The organism is Rubeoparvulum massiliense (assembly GCF_001049895.1).
Taxonomy (GTDB): Bacteria; Bacillota; Bacilli; order Rubeoparvulales; family Rubeoparvulaceae; genus Rubeoparvulum; species Rubeoparvulum massiliense.
Map to the genome: position 1 here is coordinate 991,077 of NZ_CVPE01000006.1, position 17,426 is coordinate 1,008,502.

The following is a 17,426-nucleotide window of genomic DNA, read 5'->3' on the forward strand; positions in this document are numbered from 1 at the left end:
ATGTTCTATGGTTGGTATTTTTTTAGAACGATGGAGGCGTTGTGTCCACCAAATCCTAAGGAATTGGAAAGGACTACCTGCACCTCTTGTTTTCGTGCTTCATTGGGAACATAGTCTAGATCACATTCAGGATCTGGCACTTCATAGTTGATCGTAGGAGGAATAATGCCAGTTTCAAGCACCTTTACACCAACAATGGCTTCCACTGCGCCAGCAGCACCGAGGAGGTGACCAGTCATGGATTTTGTTGAAGAGACAGCTACATCCATCGCATACTCGCCAAAAAGTCGTTTAATGGCTAATGATTCCAAGCGGTCATTAAAATCAGTAGAGGTTCCATGGGCATTAATATATCCTACATCCTGTGGCGAAAGTTTAGCTTCAGCTAAGGCTTCTCGCATGGCACGATAGGCACCATCACCTTCAGGTGCTGGTTGCGTGATATGGAAGGCATCTGCACTCATACCATAGCCAGCAATTTCTGCATAAATGGTCGCACCGCGTTCTAGGGCATGCTCTAATGATTCCAACACAAGAACACCTGCGCCTTCTCCCATCACAAATCCATCCCGCTCTCCATCAAAAGGACGAGATGCCCGCTTGGGCTCATCATTTCGCGTAGATAAAGCTCGCATCGATGCGAATCCAGCCACTGCCAGTGGTGTGATCGTAGCCTCTGTACCACCAGCGATCATCACATCAGCTTGTCCTCTTGCGATAATTGCAGCTGCATCACCGATAGAATGAGTTCCTGTGGCACATGCTGTTACTACTGTAGTATTAGGACCTTGTGCGCCAAAGTGAATGGAGACTTGACCAGATGCCATATTGGCGATCATCATCGGGATAAAAAACGGGCTGACACGACGTGGACCTTTTTCCATGAGCTTCGTATGATTCTCCTCAAGGGTGGCAAGTCCACCGATCCCCGAACCGATCAAGACACCAATCCGCTGACGATTTTGATCCGTAATCTGCAAGTTTGCGTGCTGGATCGCTTCGGTTGCTGCTGCCACTGCGAATTGAACAAAACGGTCCATCTTGCGGGCCTCTGTACGATCCATATATTGTGAAGGGTCGAATTCTTTCACCTCTGCTGCGATTTGCACAGGATAATCAGATACATCAAATGCGGTGATCGTATCAACACCTGATTTACCTTCTATTAATGATGACCAAAATTCTAGAATATTATTACCTACTGGGGTTATGGCACCATAGCCAGTCACCACAACACGTTTACCAAACATGGAATCACCTCTTATCTCCACATCCACTTCAAGACGTTGAATTCAAAAGGTGAAGAGTCCCGATGGGGACCCTTTCACCAACAGGATACAGCATTCTCTTATGAGTGGGCTTCAATATAATGAACCGCATCCCCTACTGTAGAAATCTTCTCTGCATCCTCATCAGAAATTTCCATGTCAAACTCATCTTCTAAATCCATGACTAATTCAACAATGTCCAGAGAGTCTGCGCCTAAGTCCTCTTTGAACATAGCTTCCATTGTTACATCAGCCTCGTTAACACCAAGACGTTCTACAATGATTTTTTTTACTTTCTCAAAGTTCGCTGACATCCTGTCACCTCCTCTCAAGGTATTATAAATGATTAGGAGATAGGAATGAAAGATCTTACTGCATCACCATTCCCCCATCAACATGCAGTGTCTGACCAGTCATGTAACTAGCATCATCACTGGTTAAGAAGCGGACCACATGAGCAACATCCTCAGGCTGTCCGAGGCGTGCTAAAGGTATCTGTTGATATAGACTTGCTCTCATCTCTTCGGATAAGACCGCTGTCATATCTGTTTCTATAAAACCAGGTGCCACCACATTGACTGTTATGCCCCGCGATGCTAACTCACGTGCAAGGGATTTTGACAGTCCGATCACGCCTGCTTTCGCTGCTGCATAATTAGCTTGACCACCATTCCCCAAGGTACCCACAACTGATGAAATATTAATAATACGGCCATACCGTTGCTTCATCATGATACGAGCCACCGCCTTGCTGAGCAAAAATACACCCTTTAAATTGATGGCCATAACGCTATCCCATTCTTCTTCCTTCATTCGGATAAGGAGGTTATCCTTCGTAATTCCTGCGTTATTAACAAGTATATCCACTCGTCCAAACTCTTTTACAACCTCTTCAACCATGGCATTCACGTCGTCTACCTTGGAAACGTCTCCTTGAATGGCAATGGCTTGCTGCCCCATTGCCTGAATCTGCTCTACCACTTCATTAGCAGCATCCAGCTGCCGTGCATAGTTGACAGCAACATGACAACCAGACTTGGCTAATTCTAAGGCAATGGCACGTCCAATCCCCCTTGAAGCACCTGTAACTAACGCAACTCTTCCTTCCATACTATCACCTCCTCCATGTCTAGCCTTAATCATGTACTTCACAGCTTACTTCATTTCGCAATAAAGAGACCACCTGTCTATAGCTCTCCAGATCTTGAATGGAGAATACCTGGACATGACGGTTGATCTTCCGTACAAGCCCGCCTAAAACAGAACCTGGACCCAATTCGATAAAAAGATCGACACCTTCCTCGATCATCCATTCAATGGATTCTTGCCAACGTACAGGAGAAACTAGTTGTTCTTCTAGGCGTTGTTGAATCTCAGTTGCTTCTTCCATGGGCTTCGCTGTTACATTGGAGATAATAGGAATCAGCGAATAATGAAATTGTGCTTGCTGTAAGCTTTTCTTCAGTCCTGCTTGTGCAGGCTGCATCAAGCGAGAATGGAAGGGACCGCTAACCTGAAGGGGAATCACCCGCATTGCGCCTGCCTCCTTGGCAAGCTGTGCTGCATGCTGAACTGCTTCTCGTTTACCAGAGATGATCAATTGGCCCGGACAGTTGATATTGGCAATCTGAACAGAGCCCAACTGTTCACTAACCTGAGTACAGATCGCTGCTAAGGCATCTTGATCCTTCCACAAAACAGCGGTCATACTTCCTTCTCCTGCTGGTACCGCCTCTTCCATGAGCCTCCCTCTTTGATAAACGAGCTGGACTGCATCACTGAAGGAGAGTACACCAGCGGCCACCAATGCGGAATACTCACCAAGACTGTGACCAGCCACATAATCAGGCTGTAGATCTACTTCTGCTTGGAGCGCCTGCCACCAAGCGATACTCGTTGTTAAAATCGCAGGCTGCGCATTATACGTTGTGGTTAATTCTTCTGCAGGTCCTTCTAAACATAACTTCGTTAAGGAATGACCCAATAGATGATCAGCCTCGGCATATCGCTGTTTCGCACTCTTCCATGTATCCAGTAATTCCTGAGCCATTCCTACCTTTTGCGAGCCTTGGCCAGGAAATAAGTATGCCAGTTTTCCCATCCTCGCTACTCCTCCTGTTCCTTCGTATCCCAGATCATGGAGGTAGCACCCCAGGTTAATCCACCACCAAAGCCTACTAAGATGACACGTGCCCCTTCATAAATACGACCACTTCGTACAGCCTCATCCAGTGCTACAGGGATGGAGGCGCTAGACATATTTCCGTAACGATTCAGATTAACTACTACTTTTTCCAAAGGAAGATTTAGGCGTTCCCGCGCTGCTTCGATAATACGGATATTCGCTTGATGAGGGACTAGAAAATCCACATCTTCCTTCTCCCAGCCGATCTTCCGTAATACCTCATCAGCAGAGGTATTCATAACACGAACAGCAAACTTAAATACTTCATTGCCTGCCATGGAAAGATAATGTAATCCTTGATGAATCCCTTCTTCAGTTAAAGGCTTACGTGAACCCCCACCAGGTAGACAGAGAAGCGAACCACCACTTCCATCAGCTCCCAAGGTGAAGGAACGAACACCACTTCCTGGAGCCACACGTCCCATGACAACAGCGCCTGCCCCATCACCAAAAAGTACACAGGTATTTCGATCTTTCCAATTTACAATTTTCGATAAGACCTCTACACCAATGATTAAAACATGACGATAGACACCCGTCTGAATAAATTGTGATGCTTGGACGATTCCATATAAAAAGCCTGCACATGCTGCAGAGGTATCATAAGCGGCGGCTTTCTTTGCGCCAAGACGATCTTGAATAATACAAGCTGTGGAGGGGAAGGCCATATCTGGTGTAACCGTGGCCACAATAATCAGATCCAAATCTTCAGCTGTAATTTTTGCTGCTTCCAACGCTCGTTTGGCAGCCTCATAGGCTAAATCAGATGCAGCTTGATCTTCACTTGCAATCCGCCGTTCTTCAATGCCGGTACGAGTACGGATCCATTCATCAGAAGTCTCCACCATTTTTTCTAGATCAAAATTGGTTAAGACTTTATCTGGCACATAGGAGCCGGTACCCAAAATCCCTGCAGCAAAATGACTCATTCCTCATTCATTCCTTCCATATGTTTCATCACTCTTTGAACATACTGACTCTCGATCATCTTGATCGCTTGCCCAATGGCATTCTCGATGGCTCTTGCATCTGATGAACCATGAGCTTTGATCAAAGGAGCCTGTAACCCTAGCAGCGGTGCACCACCATGCTCCTTGTAATCCAATTTATTCTTGATATTTCGTAAGCCTGGTTTTAAGGTGGCTGCTGCTAGCTTCCGCATCGTAGTCTTAGTTAGCTCCTCCTTGAGGATGGAAAAGAGTGTAGCAGCAACACCCTCGATGGATTTCAACATGACATTGCCTGAGAAGCCATCGCAGACTAAAACATCACAGACACCGTTCAACACATCGCGCGCTTCCACATTGCCAACAAAATTAAGCTCGCTTTCTTTTAAAAGTTGAAAAACTTCTTTTGTCAGCATATTGCCTTTTTTATCCTCTGTCCCCACATTGAGCAGTCCAATTCGTGGATGCTCACATCCCATTACCTCTTCCATGTAAGCATGACCTAAAATGGCATAATGGTAGAGATGTTGAGGCTTTGCATCCACATTGGCGCCTAAGTCAATGACGAAACATCCTTTGCCATCCATGGTTGGAAAGACAGTCCCTAATCCAGGTCGTTCCACTCCCTGCATTCTACCGACGATGAAGAGACCAGCTGCCATTAAAGCGCCTGTATTTCCTGCAGAGATCATCGCATCAGCTTTTTGCTCCTGGAGAAGCTGTGTAGCTACTACTAAAGAGCTGTCCTTCTTACGTCGTATCGCCCTTGTCGGTTCATCATCGGTAGCAATCACTTCAGGGGCATCGATTAATTCCAAGTGATTGGCGCCCTCAATCAAGGGCCGCACTTCTTCCTTGCGACCAACTAATATATAGTGAACATTAGGCCACTTCTCTTGTGCGGCTAGTACACCTTTCACGATCTCGTGTGGAGCATGATCTCCTCCCATTGCATCGACCACGATTCTCATTAACTTCTCCCCCCATCGCTGTTATGACTCTTGTTCCAATGCTGGCTACGATACATCGTGAATCTTCCTTCGAACACGGCTTCACCTTCTACATAAGTAACGACTTCTACTTCGCTATACTTGCTAGTAGAGTTAAGGACCCGCGCTTTGGCAATACTACGTTCTCCTAGATAAACTGGTCTTATGTACTTCACATTGGCTGTTGCAGTCAATACCACTTCCTCATTGAGGACTGCAACGGCGAGGGAATTGGCTTGGGCAAAGATCACATGCCCTCTAGCAATGTGATTCCGTGAGAAGACATGGTCAGCGCCAATCTCTAATAGGGAGATCGCTGACTTATCCAGTTCAAGATCGATAACCTCTCCAAAAACCTCTTCAATGGGTAGAGAACGAACCGTATCGAAATGCTTCTGAGCAACGGTCTTGATTCTCTCACGATATTCAGGAATACCAAGTTCTAAACGGTCAAGGCGAATCGTCTGAATACTAACAGTAAAAATATGCGCCAATTCTTCATCTGTCAGAAATGGATTCTCCTCGAGCTCTCGACGCAATTGTTCCTGCCTTTTTTCTTTCTTGATTCGTGCCAAGATCATCCTCTTCTTTCTCAATCTATACTTCAAATATACGATGGTTAGTAGCAAGCTTTGATACCTGGTACTAATAACAGTATATAAAAAAAAGGATAAAAAAACAAGAACCCATTCAAAGTTCTTGCTTTTTTATCATGAATTTAAACAGCCTTATTTCTCAACAACTACTTCACCTTTATAGTATCCGCAAGCTTTGCACACACGGTGAGCTAGTTTGTATTCACCGCATTGTGGGCATTTAACCATACCTGGCACGCTCAACTTAAAGTGTGTACGACGCATACGTTTTCTTGTCTTAGATGTTCTCCGTTGTGGTACTGCCATGATGCCACCTCCTTCATCAGAATCAAAGGTTACCCTATACATTGTCAGGATGATAACTTCTACATTGTATCAAATAAATATGAATGTGACAATCACTCATTCTTATCCTGTTTTTGAGCAAATAGTGTTGTTAATTTTTCCCAACGAGGGTCGATTTTTTCAGTGTTACAGCCACAAGCACCCTCATTCCGATTCTTTCCACACTCTGGACATATTCCCTCACATGCCTCTTTACACAAAGGAGTATAGGGAATGGCTAACTTGATCTCTTCCTCAAGAAAGGGGCGAGGTTCGAGAGTATCTACATCGAGCCATTCAATTTCATCCTCAGGTAACTCAGCATCTGGTGCATTGTTTCGCGAAGCAAAGAGAATACGCACTGGAATGGAGAATGGATGTTCAATCTCTGTTAGACAGCGGGAACAGAGGAGCGTCATGGTCCCTTTTAGCTTACCTTCTAGAAGAAAGAGGCCAGCTAAGAGCTCAACCTTCCCTATAAACTGTACAGGGGATAAACGTTCCAATTGAACATAGCCTTCGATGATATGAGTAAAATCGAAGGTTTCATTCAACTCAATCTTTTTCTCAGGTAACCTACGTAATTGTGTTAAATCAATCTTCATATCCTACACCTCATTGGCAACAAATGATATTATATGTCCATGGAAAAACTTTGTCAATCTTCGGAAGGAGAATTCCTATGGAGCATGTTCTCGGAATGATTGTGGAGTACAATCCGCTACATAATGGTCATCATTATCACTATCATGAAGGGAAGGAGCTGACTGGTGCTACCAGCACCGTTGCTGTAATGAGCGGTCACTTCCTACAGCGTGGTGAGCCAGCCCTCATCGATAAATGGACTAGAGTACAGATGGCTCTTGATATGGGGGTTGATCTCCTCCTTGAACTCCCCACCGCTTATGCCACTCAAAATGCAGAGAGATTCGCCTTCGGTGCTATCTCCACCTTGCATGCCCTTGGCGTAGTAGATACGGTCTGCTTCGGCAGTGAAAGTGGCGAGATCGCTTGGATGATCCAATTAGCAGAAATTCTGCTGAACGAGCCTGATTCCTTTCAACTCCGCTTACAAGCTGAACTGAAGCAAGGAGGCAATTATCCAACAGCATTTTCTGCTGCCCTAAATCAATGGGCAAAGGAGCACAGAGTCTCCTTCGACGAACACGATTGGAGTCAGCCCAATAATAGACTGGGCTTATATTATTGCGTTGCCTTAGCGCGCCTGCAATCGTCCATTACACCTTGCACCATAAAAAGATGGAAGGCAGGTTATCATCAGCAGGACGTAGAGGATGGAAGGATTGCTAGTGCTACTGCGCTTCGACAATTAGCCAATGAAGCAAGAAATCCTAGTGAAGCCCTGACATCTCTCCAGCCCTATATACCGAACTCTACCTATCAATTATTACATGAACGCTGGCTACAAGGCTACCCCATGATCACTGGGGAAAGCTTCTATCCTCAAATGATCAGCCGACTCATTGCCACTCCATCCCATGAGCTAGCAACTTACCTTGACGTATCAGAGGGATTAGAGCATCGCCTCAAGAAAAGCTTGGTTGTTGCAGATTCACTCTATTCTCTAATTGAAGGGACCAAGAGTAAACGCTATACCTGGACGAGAATTCAACGTGCCCTTACCCATGTTCTTCTAGGCTATACCAAAGAGATGGCTAGTCAGTTTAATTCACTTGCTCAGGTTCCCTATCTTCGAGTTCTTGGGATGAGTGAAAGGGGGCAACAGTTATTGCAACGCGCAAAAAAGATTTGTGCAACTCCCATCATTACCAATGTAAGCCGTGAACGCCATCCCATGCTGGAATTAGATCTACAGGCCTCCTTGATCTACGCGACCGCTTTACCCAGTCACCTACGCAAGCATGCACTCTTGCGTGAATATCAACAGCCACCACTGCGACCATCATGGGAAAGGGAGACAAAATAAGGTTAAGGTGTCGTTGTCGTATTCTTGCGGGGCAAGGTGCGAAGATATTGTAATGCTTCCTGCAGTGTATCCACCGGTATCACCTGCATCGAGCTACCAATCTCTTCTGCTCTTTGCTTCGCCACTGTTGCATTAGGATCTGAGGAGTAAGCATCACGGGGAGCAAAGAAGAATTCAGCTCCCGCTTCATCAGCAGCTACAACCTTATGCTCGATTCCCCCAATCCGCCCTACATTACCATTCTCATCAATCATTCCTGTACCGGCAATCACATAGCCCTTGGTTAAATCCTCCTCAGTCAATTGATTCAGAATTTCTAATGAGAACATGAGGCCAGCTGATGGTCCACCAATATTTCCTGTTTCAAATTGTACCTCTTTTGGTAACTTAACATTTCGCTTCGTCAGCAGGCTCACACCGATACCCGGTCGTTTCTCTCCTTCGTTTTCAATCTTCCCAACGGTTAATTGAACATCAATCGGTTTATCCTCGCGGAGCAATTGAAGCCGAAGCGTTTCTCCAACAGCCTTTTGCTGCATCAATTGGACCAGCGATTCGCTAGTTTCTATAGGCGTGCCATTGAGTCCAACAATCAGGTCTCCTACTTGTAGCTTACCTTCTGCTGGCATACCTTTAATGATGGAAGCCACCAATGCCCCTTCATTTTGAAACGATACCTCCATACTAGCGGCACGAAAAGCAGCAATCGCTGATGTTTGCTGTGAATTATTCATATAATAACGCTGGCGGAATTGATATTCTTCTTCACTTTCATCAGGTAGCATCACACTCTCTTTTTTTCGCAACTCCTGATTAGGATTCACCTGTGCCCAAAGATAACGAGCAATATTGGCTTGACCCACACGAACCGTCGTCAGCTTGAATGTACCCTTTTCATCATGAAAGCCACCTGCCACAGTGATCATGGGAGCTACGTCCATGGCTGATCCTGGCTCATAGATGAAATATGGCGTGGGTATCATCAGAAGAGCAATCATCAAAATTAAAAGAAATGGTCCCTGCCATTTTCTTTTTCGGCGACTCTTTTCAACGGGATGGTTCATTAAACGATTCTGATCTTCATTTTTACTCACACTCAGTCACCTGCCATTGTTCAATCGCTTTTAATAATGCTTCAATGGATTCCTCTGCAGCACGCTCGCCTGCTGAAATAATCGATTCCACTTCTGTAAATCCTAGCGAGCTATATTGCCCTACCTGAGGGCGGATCAAAAAGTCTGGTGTTGGAGGATTGGTTTCATAAAGCTGCTTCTCTAAAATATCCATGGTTTGAACCACTACATCCACCATACTGGCGATGCTTTCTCGCTGTTGGAAGTAGGTTACATCAGATGCGATGACAAAATCTGCGCCCATCTGGCGTACCACCCCGATGGGGACACGATCCACCACGCCACCGTCTACTAAGATTCGGCCATCTAATTCTACAGGAACGAAGACACCAGGAATGGCAATGCTTGCACGTACAGCTACGTCCACAGGCCCTTCAGCAAAGATGACTGCCTCGCCTGTTGTTAAGTCCGTTGCTACAATCCGTAATGGTATTGGTAACTCTTCAATCTTCTTCCGATGGGTAAGGAGTTGGATTAATTCACGAGTTCGTTCCCCTTGGACAAAGCCCATTTTAGGAATGGTCACATCCATCCAATACTTACTTTTTAATTCAATAGCTAGTTTCCCCAACATGTCAGGAGATACTCCATTTGCATATGTAGCTCCAACGAGACTTCCCATACTACTTCCTGCAATAAAGTCAATGGGAACATGATATTTTTCTAAAACACGAAGAACGCCAATATGGGCAAGCCCTTTTGCACCACCAGCCCCTAAGGCAATTCCGATTTTTGGCCTTTTCATTTCCCCACCTCATTTCCTCTCCACATTATACCACCCAACCTCGTTTGCTTGGATAGGATGATAGAAGGTTCCCCCTTCCTTTCTATTCTACGAATGGTCTAAAGAATCAGTACAAGTCGTATGTATGAATTGATGGAACAAGCATTAGGGGGCTTGACAATGCATCGAGCAAAAATGGCGATCTCCGGTATCATTGGGCTTAGTTCGATATTTATTGTATTCACGATTCTCATGTATCCAGAAGAGATTTTCCAAGCATCTCTCCGTGGCTTGAGCATTTGGTGGGATGTTGTCTTTCCTTCACTTTTACCCTTCATTATCCTCTCTGAACTCCTGATGGGAATTGGCGTGGTCCACTTTTTTGGTGTACTTCTACACCCCATCATGTTTCCACTTTTTCGTGTTCCCGGTCCTGGCGGCTTTGTGCTTGCAATGGGCTTTGCTTCTGGCTATCCCGTCGGTGCCAAACTAACCACCCAATTACGGCAGCGCAATATGATCAACCAATTTGAAGGTGAACGCCTCGTCTCTTTTACAAGCACCTCTGATCCCATCTTTATTTTTGGAGCAGTGGCGGTAGGCATTTTTCACGATCCAAGTCTTGGTGTCATTCTTGCATTGAGTCATTATCTCTCTAGTCTGCTTGTGGGGTTCATTATGGCCTTTCATGAAAGAAAAGCACCACGTACCTTCTATCAATCGGAAAGAGGCAACTTGTTACGCCAAGGATTGCGTGCTATGCATCGTGCTCGTATGGAGGATGGGCGATCCTTTGGTACTTTGATGGCTGAAGCGATCAGCTCTGGTTTTAAAACAACATTTTTAATTGGAGGCTTTATGATCTGCTTTTCCGTCTTAATTCAGGTCTTAACGTTGATCAATCTGGTTCAGCTTATTCAATGGATCGTAACACTAATACTGCTACCGCTCGGCTTCGCAAGTGAATTATCTTCACCTACCATTTATGGACTCTTTGAGATTACTCTTGGTACCCAAGGGATCAGTCTTAGTCCGTCAAGCATCCCCCTATTAGATAAGATGATTCTCGTCAGCTTTCTTATTGCTTGGAGCGGTTTCTCTATCCATGCCCAAGTTGCGTCCATTTTGAGTACAACAGATATTCGATATACACCTTATCTCTACTCACGGATCCTTCATGCCTTCCTTGCTGGCTTCCTGACCTATTTCAGTTGGGATCCACTCTATCATTCTCTCTTAGCACCTGCAAGCATCCCCACCTTCCTTACTCAGCTTCCAAAAGGGGGATTCTTCATGATGGCTCAATATTCTCTTTTACATGGGTTCCTCTTCCTTGCATTCGTCATTCTATCCCTATTTGTCATCCTCATCTTGCGAGTTGCCAAGAGATTAGTTCTGCTCAATCCCCAACGTAAATAAGCCCCTTTCAGGGCTCTTTCACGTTAAACCGTTCCTTTAATTCCTTGAGTACATTGGGAGGTACCAGATCACTCACCTCATCTGGATTATAACGAGCTACCTCCTTCACGATACTGGAGCTTAAGAAGGAGAACTGATGATTCGTCATCATAAAAAACGTCTCGATAGTGGGTGCTAATTTTCGGTTGATGGCCGCCATCTGTAACTCGTACTCAAAATCAGAGATAGCACGCAAGCCCTTCACAATCACATTGGCATTTTTTTGCTTCATATAATCCACTAATAAGCCATCAAAGCTATCCACTTGGACATTGGAATAGGAGGAGGTAGTCTCTTGAAGGAAGTGCATCCGCTCTTCCACTGTAAACATGGGATTCTTCGCACGGTTATTCAATACTGCAACAATAACATAATCAAAGGCCTTCGTAGCCCTTACAATAATATCTAGATGACCATACGTCACTGGATCAAAGCTTCCAGGAACCACTGCAATGCTCATTCTTCTCCCTCCTTTTTTACGCGATAAATTGTGACTACCGTATCACCATAGGTGTTTTCCTTCCAAATCTCAAGGCCTGCCACATTGGTTTGAAGTGTTGTTCCAACATCATGTTCAGCCACGATGACTGCAAAAGGACTTAGCAGCTTGTGATCCCAAAGAATGGCCATATCACTTTCGATGCGCTGCTTTTGATAGGGAGGATCTAAAAAAACCAGATCAAATTGAACCTGCTGCTGAACGAGAAAGAGTAAAGCGCGCTGCGCATCATTCCGATATACAGAGCATGACTTCTCTACACCTAATGCTTGGATGTTCTTTTTGATGGTCTGAATCGCTTTGGCATCTTGGTCAATGAAGGTGATATGGAGCGCACCACGACTGAGCGCTTCTAAACCAAGAGCTCCTGTCCCTGCATAGAGATCTAAGACCTTTTCTGCAGAGAAATAAGGCCCAAGCATATTGAAAATAGCCCCCTTCACCTTATCTGAAGTAGGTCTTGTGGAGCGCCCTGAAACACTCTCCAATGGTCGTCCCTTATAAGTTCCAGCAATAATTCGCATATACTCACCTAGTTTATGAATGGAGTTTGTTTCATCGTAACATACTGATCGCTTGATGTGAAACTTCTATTAGCAAATAAGAAAAAGGAGTATATTTTTCTTACTCCTTGTAGATAATAGGAGTAACAACATGCTAAATGTTGTTACAACCGCGGAGAAGACTTACGTTTCCCCATAAGCTCTTCCTCCGGTTTCTCCTCTCCCATTATTTTCCATTATACTTAATGCTTTGCATTAAGTACCCATAGGGATCTGCCCTATGGGATTTTTTTAATCCAAGAGCTGCTCTGAGAAGATTCCCTTCCTCTCAAGCCACTGAAGGAGCTGAGGCTCTAATTGACCTTGCCAAAACTGCTCCTGACGAACAAATTGCTCCACATCCCCACGGGCATATTCCAACATCGTCGTGTCCCGGCTCAGATCTGCCACGAGAAAATCAGGAAGGCCACTTTGTTTTTTTCCAAAGTAATCACCAGGACCACGAAGCTCAAGGTCTTTCTCTGCAAGGATAAAACCATCTTGAATCTCTGCCATGATCCGCATCCGTTCTTTACCCACCTCACCCTTGGGGTCAGCGATGAGAATACAGTAGGATTGATCATCTCCTCGTCCCACCCGTCCCCGCAATTGATGGAGCTGTGCGAGTCCAAAACGATCGGCATCATAGATCACCATCACCGTAGCATTGGGCACATTCACACCTACTTCAACAACGGTGGTAGATACTAGAACCTGCGTCCTACCAGCTGTGAATTCCTCCATCACACGATCCTGCTCCTCATTTTTTAAGCGTCCATGCATGATGTCAACGGTTAAATGAGGTAGATACTGTGTAATGGTTTGATATAGATCTAGGACATTTTGAACATCCAGCTTGTCTGATTCTTCGATGAGAGGAGCGATCACATAGGCTTGATGACCCTTCGCCACTTCTTTTGCGACAAAGCGTAGAATGCGCTCTAGCAACTGAGGCTTTACCCAGTATGTCTCTACCTCTTTGCGTCCAGCTGGCATTTCATCAATCCGCGAAATATCCATATCTCCAAAAGCAGTGATGGCCATGGTCCGTGGAATGGGCGTTGCTGTCATAAAGAGCGTATCTGGTAACCAGCCCTTCGCGCGGAGTATTCTCCGTTGTTCAACACCGAAACGGTGCTGCTCATCGGTGATCACCAAGCCTAAGCGCTGAAAAGTAACATCCTCTTGAATAAGCGCATGGGTGCCCACTACCACTTGGGCAAAGCCAAGCTGAATTTGGGCAAGAATATCCCGACGTTGTCGCGATGGTAAGCTACCTGTAAGGAGAACCACCTCAATGTCATAGGGAGCGAGTAGCTCCTGTAAGGACTGAAGATGTTGATTGGCCAAGATCTCTGTAGGTACCATCAATGCACCCTGATAACCTGCCAATACGGATGCATAAAGTGCAATGGCGGCCACAAGGGTTTTACCTGAGCCCACATCGCCTTGAAGGAGACGATTCATTTGAAAAGGAGAAGCCATATCCTTTAAGATCTCCACCACCACACGTTGCTGCGCACCAGTGAGAGTAAAGGGTAATCTCTCAATAAATTGCTCCACCTGATCTTGCGGAAAAACTTGCGTGATGCCTCCGAGCTCACGCCTTTGCTTCATGCGAAAAGCCTGCATCTTCAATTGAAAAAGAAAGAGTTCTTCATATGCTAGACGACGGCGGGCCCATGAGCCCTGTCGAAGATCCTGAGGGAAGTGCATCCAACGCAGGGCATCCCAACGTGATGCTAACCGATATTTCAGCAGTAAGGAGGCTGGGAGAATTTCCTCCAGATGGGCTCCATACTGCTGGAAACTCTGCCGAATTATTTTACGAAGAAAGGTTTGACTTAATGAACCTGTTACTCGATAGACCGGCTCTAGAGCTTGATCAGCCTTGGGTGTGGCGAAGCGATGCTTCTCTACATTGACTTGAAGTCGATGCATGTCCCAGGTTCCAGTAATGGTAATCTCCTTACCTGGCACCAATTGCTCCTTCACATATGGTCGGTTAAACCACACTGCAGTCACCACATGGGGGCCAGAGACCAGGCGGCAGGTAAGCCGTGATTTTTTTCTTCCGTAGTATTGTACAGTGGGCAACCCATAGATGGTTGCACGAATCGTCGCCTTTTCACCATGCTGAATCTCTGTAAGATCACGCAGGCGAAAATCCTCATAACGAATGGGAAAGTAATAGAATAAAGCACCGATACTCTCTACACCTAATTGGGCAAAATCTTTCGCCCTCTCCTCACCAACTCCAGATAGCTGAGTGAGTGGAAGACTCCATGGATCCATGAAACATCTACTCCTACTCCGATTTCTGACCAAATATTTGGCGTTGAAGTTTGATCCCCGTTGGTGTAGCAGCTAATCCTCCTAGCGCTGTCTCTTTTAAAGCATGAGGCATCTGAAGACCAATTCGGTACATGGCTAGTATCACTTCATCAGGAGGGATGACACTGGTAATACCTGCAAGGGCCATATCCGCTGAGACAATAGCATTGGCTGCACCAATTGCATTACGCTTCACACAGGGAACTTCCACCAATCCTGCAACAGGATCACAAACTAATCCTAGCACATTTTTTAGGGCAATGGCCATGGCATGGGAAGCCTGGAAGGGTGTGCCTCCAGCCATCTCCACAATGGCTCCTGCCGCCATAGCCGCTGCTGAGCCCGTCTCTGCCTGACATCCACCTGTGGCTCCTGCGATAAACGCATTATTGGCAATCACATAACCAAAGGCTCCAGCAGTTAATAAATAATCAGCCATCTCCTTACGGGAGGGATGAAATCGTTCTTTCACAGCGAAGAGCGTGCCTGGAACAATGCCACATGAGCCTGCAGTAGGTGTTGCCACAATGGTTCCCATGGCAGCATTCACCTCGTTGGTTCCGATCGCCTTACGAACAGCATCCATGAGAATATCTCCAGATAGATACTGTCCGCCCTCCATATAACGAGATAGCTTCCGAGCATCTCCGCCTGTCAGCCCACTTGTGGAACGAATCTCCTCTTTTTCACTGCGCTCTAACGCCTTCTCCATAATATCTAATGAACGGTACATTTCATCATAGATCTCATCAGCAGATTTCTGTGAGATCGACATCTCTGCCTTCAGCATCACTTCAGCAATGGTTCGCTGTTCTGTTTCGGCTAACTCCACTAATTCAGCAACTGTGCGGAACTTCATCGCGCTCCTCCTTTACTCTTCGATCCGGCAAACGCCGCGAATATATGGAATCTCTTCAATTTCACGAAGCAGTGATTCATCCATATTTTGATCCACTTCAATTAACATCATCGCTTCTTTACCCTTCTCCTTGCGCGCCACCTTCATCTGACCAATATTGATCTCATGATTGGCTAAGATGGTACAAACCTTAGCGATCATCCCGAAACGATCCTCATGAAGAACTAATAACGCGGCATTTTCACCAGTGAACTCCAGTTCGAATCCATTCACTTCCACAATCTCAATTTTTCCACCGCCCACGGAGATTCCGACCACCTCAAGGGCTCGTTCACCTTTTACTAAACGAATACGAGCTGTATTTGGATGTGTCGGGACATCGTCAGAGGTGAAGAATGTAACAGCCATTCCCAATTCTTCTGCCAACTGTAATGACTGAGGAATTCGGTCATCATCTGTATCAAAATTGAGCAGACCGCCTACGATAGCCACATCAGTTCCATGACCACGATAGGTTTGGGCAAATGAACCGTACAAAGTGATGATCGCCTTGTCTGGTTGATTACCAAAAATATGGCGAGCCACTCGGCCAATGCGAGCTGCTCCAGCTGTATGAGAGCTTGATGGTCCAATCATAATCGGACCGATAATATCAAAAACCGATCGATATTTTGCCATTATACCCAATCCTTTCTTTTTATGTAAGCGTATTCACGAATACGTTCTTTATATAGCATTCTATGTTGTTAATGTACCATATGGAACAATATTTGAACATACTGACCACAGGGTATCCCTAAGTCATGGAGAGGACAGCCAGACTTTGCTTACCTAGCATGCGAGCAAGATGTGGATTTAAGGGAAACTGAGGTAAAGTAAGTGCTAAACATTTTCCTAGATCTGCATCTTGTCCGTAACTCACATAGAGTAGCTGGGACTTCGGATAAGCTGTTTGCAAAAAATTCAGAAACCAAGCAGTAGGTTCCTTCCACTGCCAACACCACTCATCTAACACCAAGTTCCCTAGTGGATCACAACCCAAAACCTGCTTATAGCCGATGAGGTGAAGCAGAAAACGCGGTATTGGGGAAGAAGTAACTCCTGCAGAAATTTGCAAGGAATGCATGGGAAAAAGATGAAGTTGAAGACGGGCCTGTACTTCTTCAATGAGCTTGAGAAGTTCACCTAGGGTAGCACCTTGCTGAACCGCTTTCGCAGCTTCTAACACCAAGTATCCTAAAGCACAAGAAGTGGTTAATGTATCAACAACCACCACTTTCATCCGTTGCTTCACGATATTTTGGGCAAGCATCGCCTGCTGGACTAGCCTGCTTAAGCGGGAGGAAAGATGGAGTGAAAGGATGATACTTTCAGGATGCTCCTCAGCAATTTTTTGATATAATGCAACAATTGAACCTACTGAACTATGAGGTAATAATCTTCTAATTTTCTCGTCCTCATTCGATAAAAAAAGCGTGGAAAAATCCTGCGTCCACGCTTTTTTAGGTCGATTATCTTGAAGGGAGATCATGTTAATATTGTAATACTTCAGCAATGATGGTGACAAATCGGCTGTATCATCTGTGACAATACAGATGCGTGTCATCGGGCGACACCTTC

At 45.4% G+C, this 17,426-nt stretch carries 19 protein-coding genes; 2 read left to right on the forward strand and 17 right to left on the reverse strand.

The genetic code is table 11. The features are described from left to right. Positions 1-5 precede the first annotated feature (5 nt). The 9 genes from fabF to BN1691_RS12630 all read right to left on the reverse strand — a co-directional run bounded on the left by fabF (position 6) and on the right by BN1691_RS12630 (position 6,914). Complete coding sequence (gene fabF / locus BN1691_RS12590) at positions 6-1,250, reverse strand: beta-ketoacyl-ACP synthase II (RefSeq protein WP_048602527.1); 1,245 nt, start codon at positions 1,248-1,250, stop codon at positions 6-8. Positions 1,251-1,348: 98 nt separating this feature from the next. Next, positions 1,349-1,582 carry an acyl carrier protein gene (acpP, locus tag BN1691_RS12595; protein ID WP_048602528.1) on the reverse strand — a complete coding sequence of 78 codons (234 nt, stop codon included), beginning with the start codon at positions 1,580-1,582 and terminating at the stop codon, positions 1,349-1,351. Between the two features lie 55 nt (positions 1,583-1,637). Further along, positions 1,638-2,378: a 3-oxoacyl-[acyl-carrier-protein] reductase gene (gene fabG / locus BN1691_RS12600; RefSeq protein WP_048602529.1), complete on the reverse strand. Its 741-nt coding sequence runs from the start codon at positions 2,376-2,378 to the stop codon at positions 1,638-1,640. Positions 2,379-2,403: 25 nt separating this feature from the next. Then, positions 2,404-3,369 (reverse strand): ACP S-malonyltransferase, encoded by a 966-nt coding sequence (gene fabD / locus BN1691_RS12605; RefSeq protein WP_048602530.1) that lies wholly within the window; start codon positions 3,367-3,369, stop codon positions 2,404-2,406. 5 nt (positions 3,370-3,374) lie between these two features. Beyond that, on the reverse strand, positions 3,375-4,382 hold the full coding sequence (locus BN1691_RS12610; RefSeq protein WP_048602531.1) for a beta-ketoacyl-ACP synthase III: 1,008 nt from the start codon (positions 4,380-4,382) through the stop codon (positions 3,375-3,377). Beyond that, on the reverse strand, positions 4,379-5,371 hold the full coding sequence (gene plsX / locus BN1691_RS12615) for a phosphate acyltransferase PlsX (protein WP_048602532.1): 993 nt from the start codon (positions 5,369-5,371) through the stop codon (positions 4,379-4,381). The genes BN1691_RS12610 and plsX overlap by 4 nt, the downstream gene beginning before the upstream one ends. Continuing rightward, positions 5,371-5,970, reverse strand: a complete 600-nt coding sequence (gene fapR, locus BN1691_RS12620; RefSeq protein ID WP_076850190.1) for a transcription factor FapR — start codon at positions 5,968-5,970, stop codon at positions 5,371-5,373. Before fapR ends, plsX begins: the two co-directional genes overlap by 1 nt. A 147-nt stretch (positions 5,971-6,117) precedes the next feature. Then, on the reverse strand, positions 6,118-6,291 hold the full coding sequence (rpmF, locus tag BN1691_RS12625; RefSeq protein WP_048602534.1) for a 50S ribosomal protein L32: 174 nt from the start codon (positions 6,289-6,291) through the stop codon (positions 6,118-6,120). A gap of 92 nt (positions 6,292-6,383) precedes the next feature. Further along, a complete protein-coding gene (locus BN1691_RS12630; RefSeq protein WP_048602535.1) occupies positions 6,384-6,914 on the reverse strand; it encodes a YceD family protein in 531 nt (176 codons plus the stop codon). A gap of 77 nt (positions 6,915-6,991) precedes the next feature. Here BN1691_RS12630 and BN1691_RS12635 point away from each other — a divergent pair, with 77 nt between their 5' ends. Then, the gene (locus tag BN1691_RS12635) at positions 6,992-8,257 is read left to right on the forward strand and encodes a nucleotidyltransferase (RefSeq protein WP_048602536.1); all 1,266 of its coding nucleotides are present in this window, start codon (positions 6,992-6,994) and stop codon (positions 8,255-8,257) included. A gap of 2 nt (positions 8,258-8,259) precedes the next feature. On the opposite strand, the gene BN1691_RS12640 is transcribed toward BN1691_RS12635, so the two are convergent. Together BN1691_RS12640 and BN1691_RS12645 are read right to left on the reverse strand one after the other, a co-directional pair. Then, on the reverse strand, positions 8,260-9,351 hold the full coding sequence (locus tag BN1691_RS12640) for a SepM family pheromone-processing serine protease (RefSeq protein ID WP_048602537.1): 1,092 nt from the start codon (positions 9,349-9,351) through the stop codon (positions 8,260-8,262). Then, on the reverse strand, positions 9,344-10,135 hold the full coding sequence (locus BN1691_RS12645) for a patatin-like phospholipase family protein (RefSeq protein WP_048602538.1): 792 nt from the start codon (positions 10,133-10,135) through the stop codon (positions 9,344-9,346). Before BN1691_RS12645 ends, BN1691_RS12640 begins: the two co-directional genes overlap by 8 nt. Positions 10,136-10,294: 159 nt before the next feature. Between BN1691_RS12645 and ylbJ the strand changes: the two genes are divergently transcribed. Then, positions 10,295-11,533 (forward strand): sporulation integral membrane protein YlbJ, encoded by a 1,239-nt coding sequence (gene ylbJ, locus BN1691_RS12650; protein WP_053083770.1) that lies wholly within the window; start codon positions 10,295-10,297, stop codon positions 11,531-11,533. A gap of 7 nt (positions 11,534-11,540) precedes the next feature. On the opposite strand, the gene coaD is transcribed toward ylbJ, so the two are convergent. From coaD to BN1691_RS12680, 6 genes are all read right to left on the reverse strand, one after another. Beyond that, positions 11,541-12,032, reverse strand: a complete 492-nt coding sequence (coaD, locus tag BN1691_RS12655; RefSeq protein ID WP_048602539.1) for a pantetheine-phosphate adenylyltransferase — start codon at positions 12,030-12,032, stop codon at positions 11,541-11,543. Continuing rightward, positions 12,029-12,595 (reverse strand): 16S rRNA (guanine(966)-N(2))-methyltransferase RsmD, encoded by a 567-nt coding sequence (gene rsmD, locus BN1691_RS12660; RefSeq protein WP_048602540.1) that lies wholly within the window; start codon positions 12,593-12,595, stop codon positions 12,029-12,031. Before rsmD ends, coaD begins: the two co-directional genes overlap by 4 nt. A gap of 270 nt (positions 12,596-12,865) precedes the next feature. Further along, on the reverse strand, positions 12,866-14,908 hold the full coding sequence (gene recG / locus BN1691_RS12665) for an ATP-dependent DNA helicase RecG (protein WP_048602541.1): 2,043 nt from the start codon (positions 14,906-14,908) through the stop codon (positions 12,866-12,868). A gap of 13 nt (positions 14,909-14,921) precedes the next feature. Further along, positions 14,922-15,806 (reverse strand): L-serine ammonia-lyase, iron-sulfur-dependent, subunit alpha, encoded by an 885-nt coding sequence (gene sdaAA, locus BN1691_RS12670; protein ID WP_048602542.1) that lies wholly within the window; start codon positions 15,804-15,806, stop codon positions 14,922-14,924. Between the two features lie 12 nt (positions 15,807-15,818). Further along, the gene (sdaAB, locus tag BN1691_RS12675; protein ID WP_048602543.1) at positions 15,819-16,484 is read right to left on the reverse strand and encodes an L-serine ammonia-lyase, iron-sulfur-dependent subunit beta; all 666 of its coding nucleotides are present in this window, start codon (positions 16,482-16,484) and stop codon (positions 15,819-15,821) included. Between the two features lie 118 nt (positions 16,485-16,602). Further along, positions 16,603-17,412 (reverse strand): DegV family protein, encoded by an 810-nt coding sequence (locus tag BN1691_RS12680; RefSeq protein ID WP_048602544.1) that lies wholly within the window; start codon positions 17,410-17,412, stop codon positions 16,603-16,605. Positions 17,413-17,426 lie beyond the last annotated feature (14 nt).

Excerpts from the sequence above, each read along its gene's own strand:
- sdaAB (WP_048602543.1), bottom strand. The coding sequence starts at position 16,484 with ATGGCAAAATATCGATCGGTTTTTGATATTATCGGTCCGATTATGATT.
- fabD (WP_048602530.1), bottom strand. The coding sequence starts at position 3,369 with ATGGGAAAACTGGCATACTTATTTCCTGGCCAAGGCTCGCAAAAGGTA.
- sdaAA (WP_048602542.1), bottom strand. The coding sequence starts at position 15,806 with ATGAAGTTCCGCACAGTTGCTGAATTAGTGGAGTTAGCCGAAACAGAA.
- BN1691_RS12645 (WP_048602538.1), bottom strand. The coding sequence starts at position 10,135 with ATGAAAAGGCCAAAAATCGGAATTGCCTTAGGGGCTGGTGGTGCAAAA.
- coaD (WP_048602539.1), bottom strand. The coding sequence starts at position 12,032 with ATGAGCATTGCAGTGGTTCCTGGAAGCTTTGATCCAGTGACGTATGGT.
- ylbJ (WP_053083770.1), top strand. The coding sequence starts at position 10,295 with ATGCATCGAGCAAAAATGGCGATCTCCGGTATCATTGGGCTTAGTTCG.
- acpP (WP_048602528.1), bottom strand. The coding sequence starts at position 1,582 with ATGTCAGCGAACTTTGAGAAAGTAAAAAAAATCATTGTAGAACGTCTT.
- BN1691_RS12680 (WP_048602544.1), bottom strand. The coding sequence starts at position 17,412 with ATGACACGCATCTGTATTGTCACAGATGATACAGCCGATTTGTCACCA.
- rsmD (WP_048602540.1), bottom strand. The coding sequence starts at position 12,595 with ATGCGAATTATTGCTGGAACTTATAAGGGACGACCATTGGAGAGTGTT.
- BN1691_RS12630 (WP_048602535.1), bottom strand. The coding sequence starts at position 6,914 with ATGAAGATTGATTTAACACAATTACGTAGGTTACCTGAGAAAAAGATT.
- fabF (WP_048602527.1), bottom strand. The coding sequence starts at position 1,250 with ATGTTTGGTAAACGTGTTGTGGTGACTGGCTATGGTGCCATAACCCCA.
- plsX (WP_048602532.1), bottom strand. The coding sequence starts at position 5,371 with ATGAGAATCGTGGTCGATGCAATGGGAGGAGATCATGCTCCACACGAG.
- fapR (WP_076850190.1), bottom strand. The coding sequence starts at position 5,970 with ATGATCTTGGCACGAATCAAGAAAGAAAAAAGGCAGGAACAATTGCGT.
- BN1691_RS12610 (WP_048602531.1), bottom strand. The coding sequence starts at position 4,382 with ATGAGTCATTTTGCTGCAGGGATTTTGGGTACCGGCTCCTATGTGCCA.
- rpmF (WP_048602534.1), bottom strand. The coding sequence starts at position 6,291 with ATGGCAGTACCACAACGGAGAACATCTAAGACAAGAAAACGTATGCGT.
- fabG (WP_048602529.1), bottom strand. The coding sequence starts at position 2,378 with ATGGAAGGAAGAGTTGCGTTAGTTACAGGTGCTTCAAGGGGGATTGGA.
- recG (WP_048602541.1), bottom strand. The coding sequence starts at position 14,908 with ATGGATCCATGGAGTCTTCCACTCACTCAGCTATCTGGAGTTGGTGAG.
- BN1691_RS12635 (WP_048602536.1), top strand. The coding sequence starts at position 6,992 with ATGGAGCATGTTCTCGGAATGATTGTGGAGTACAATCCGCTACATAAT.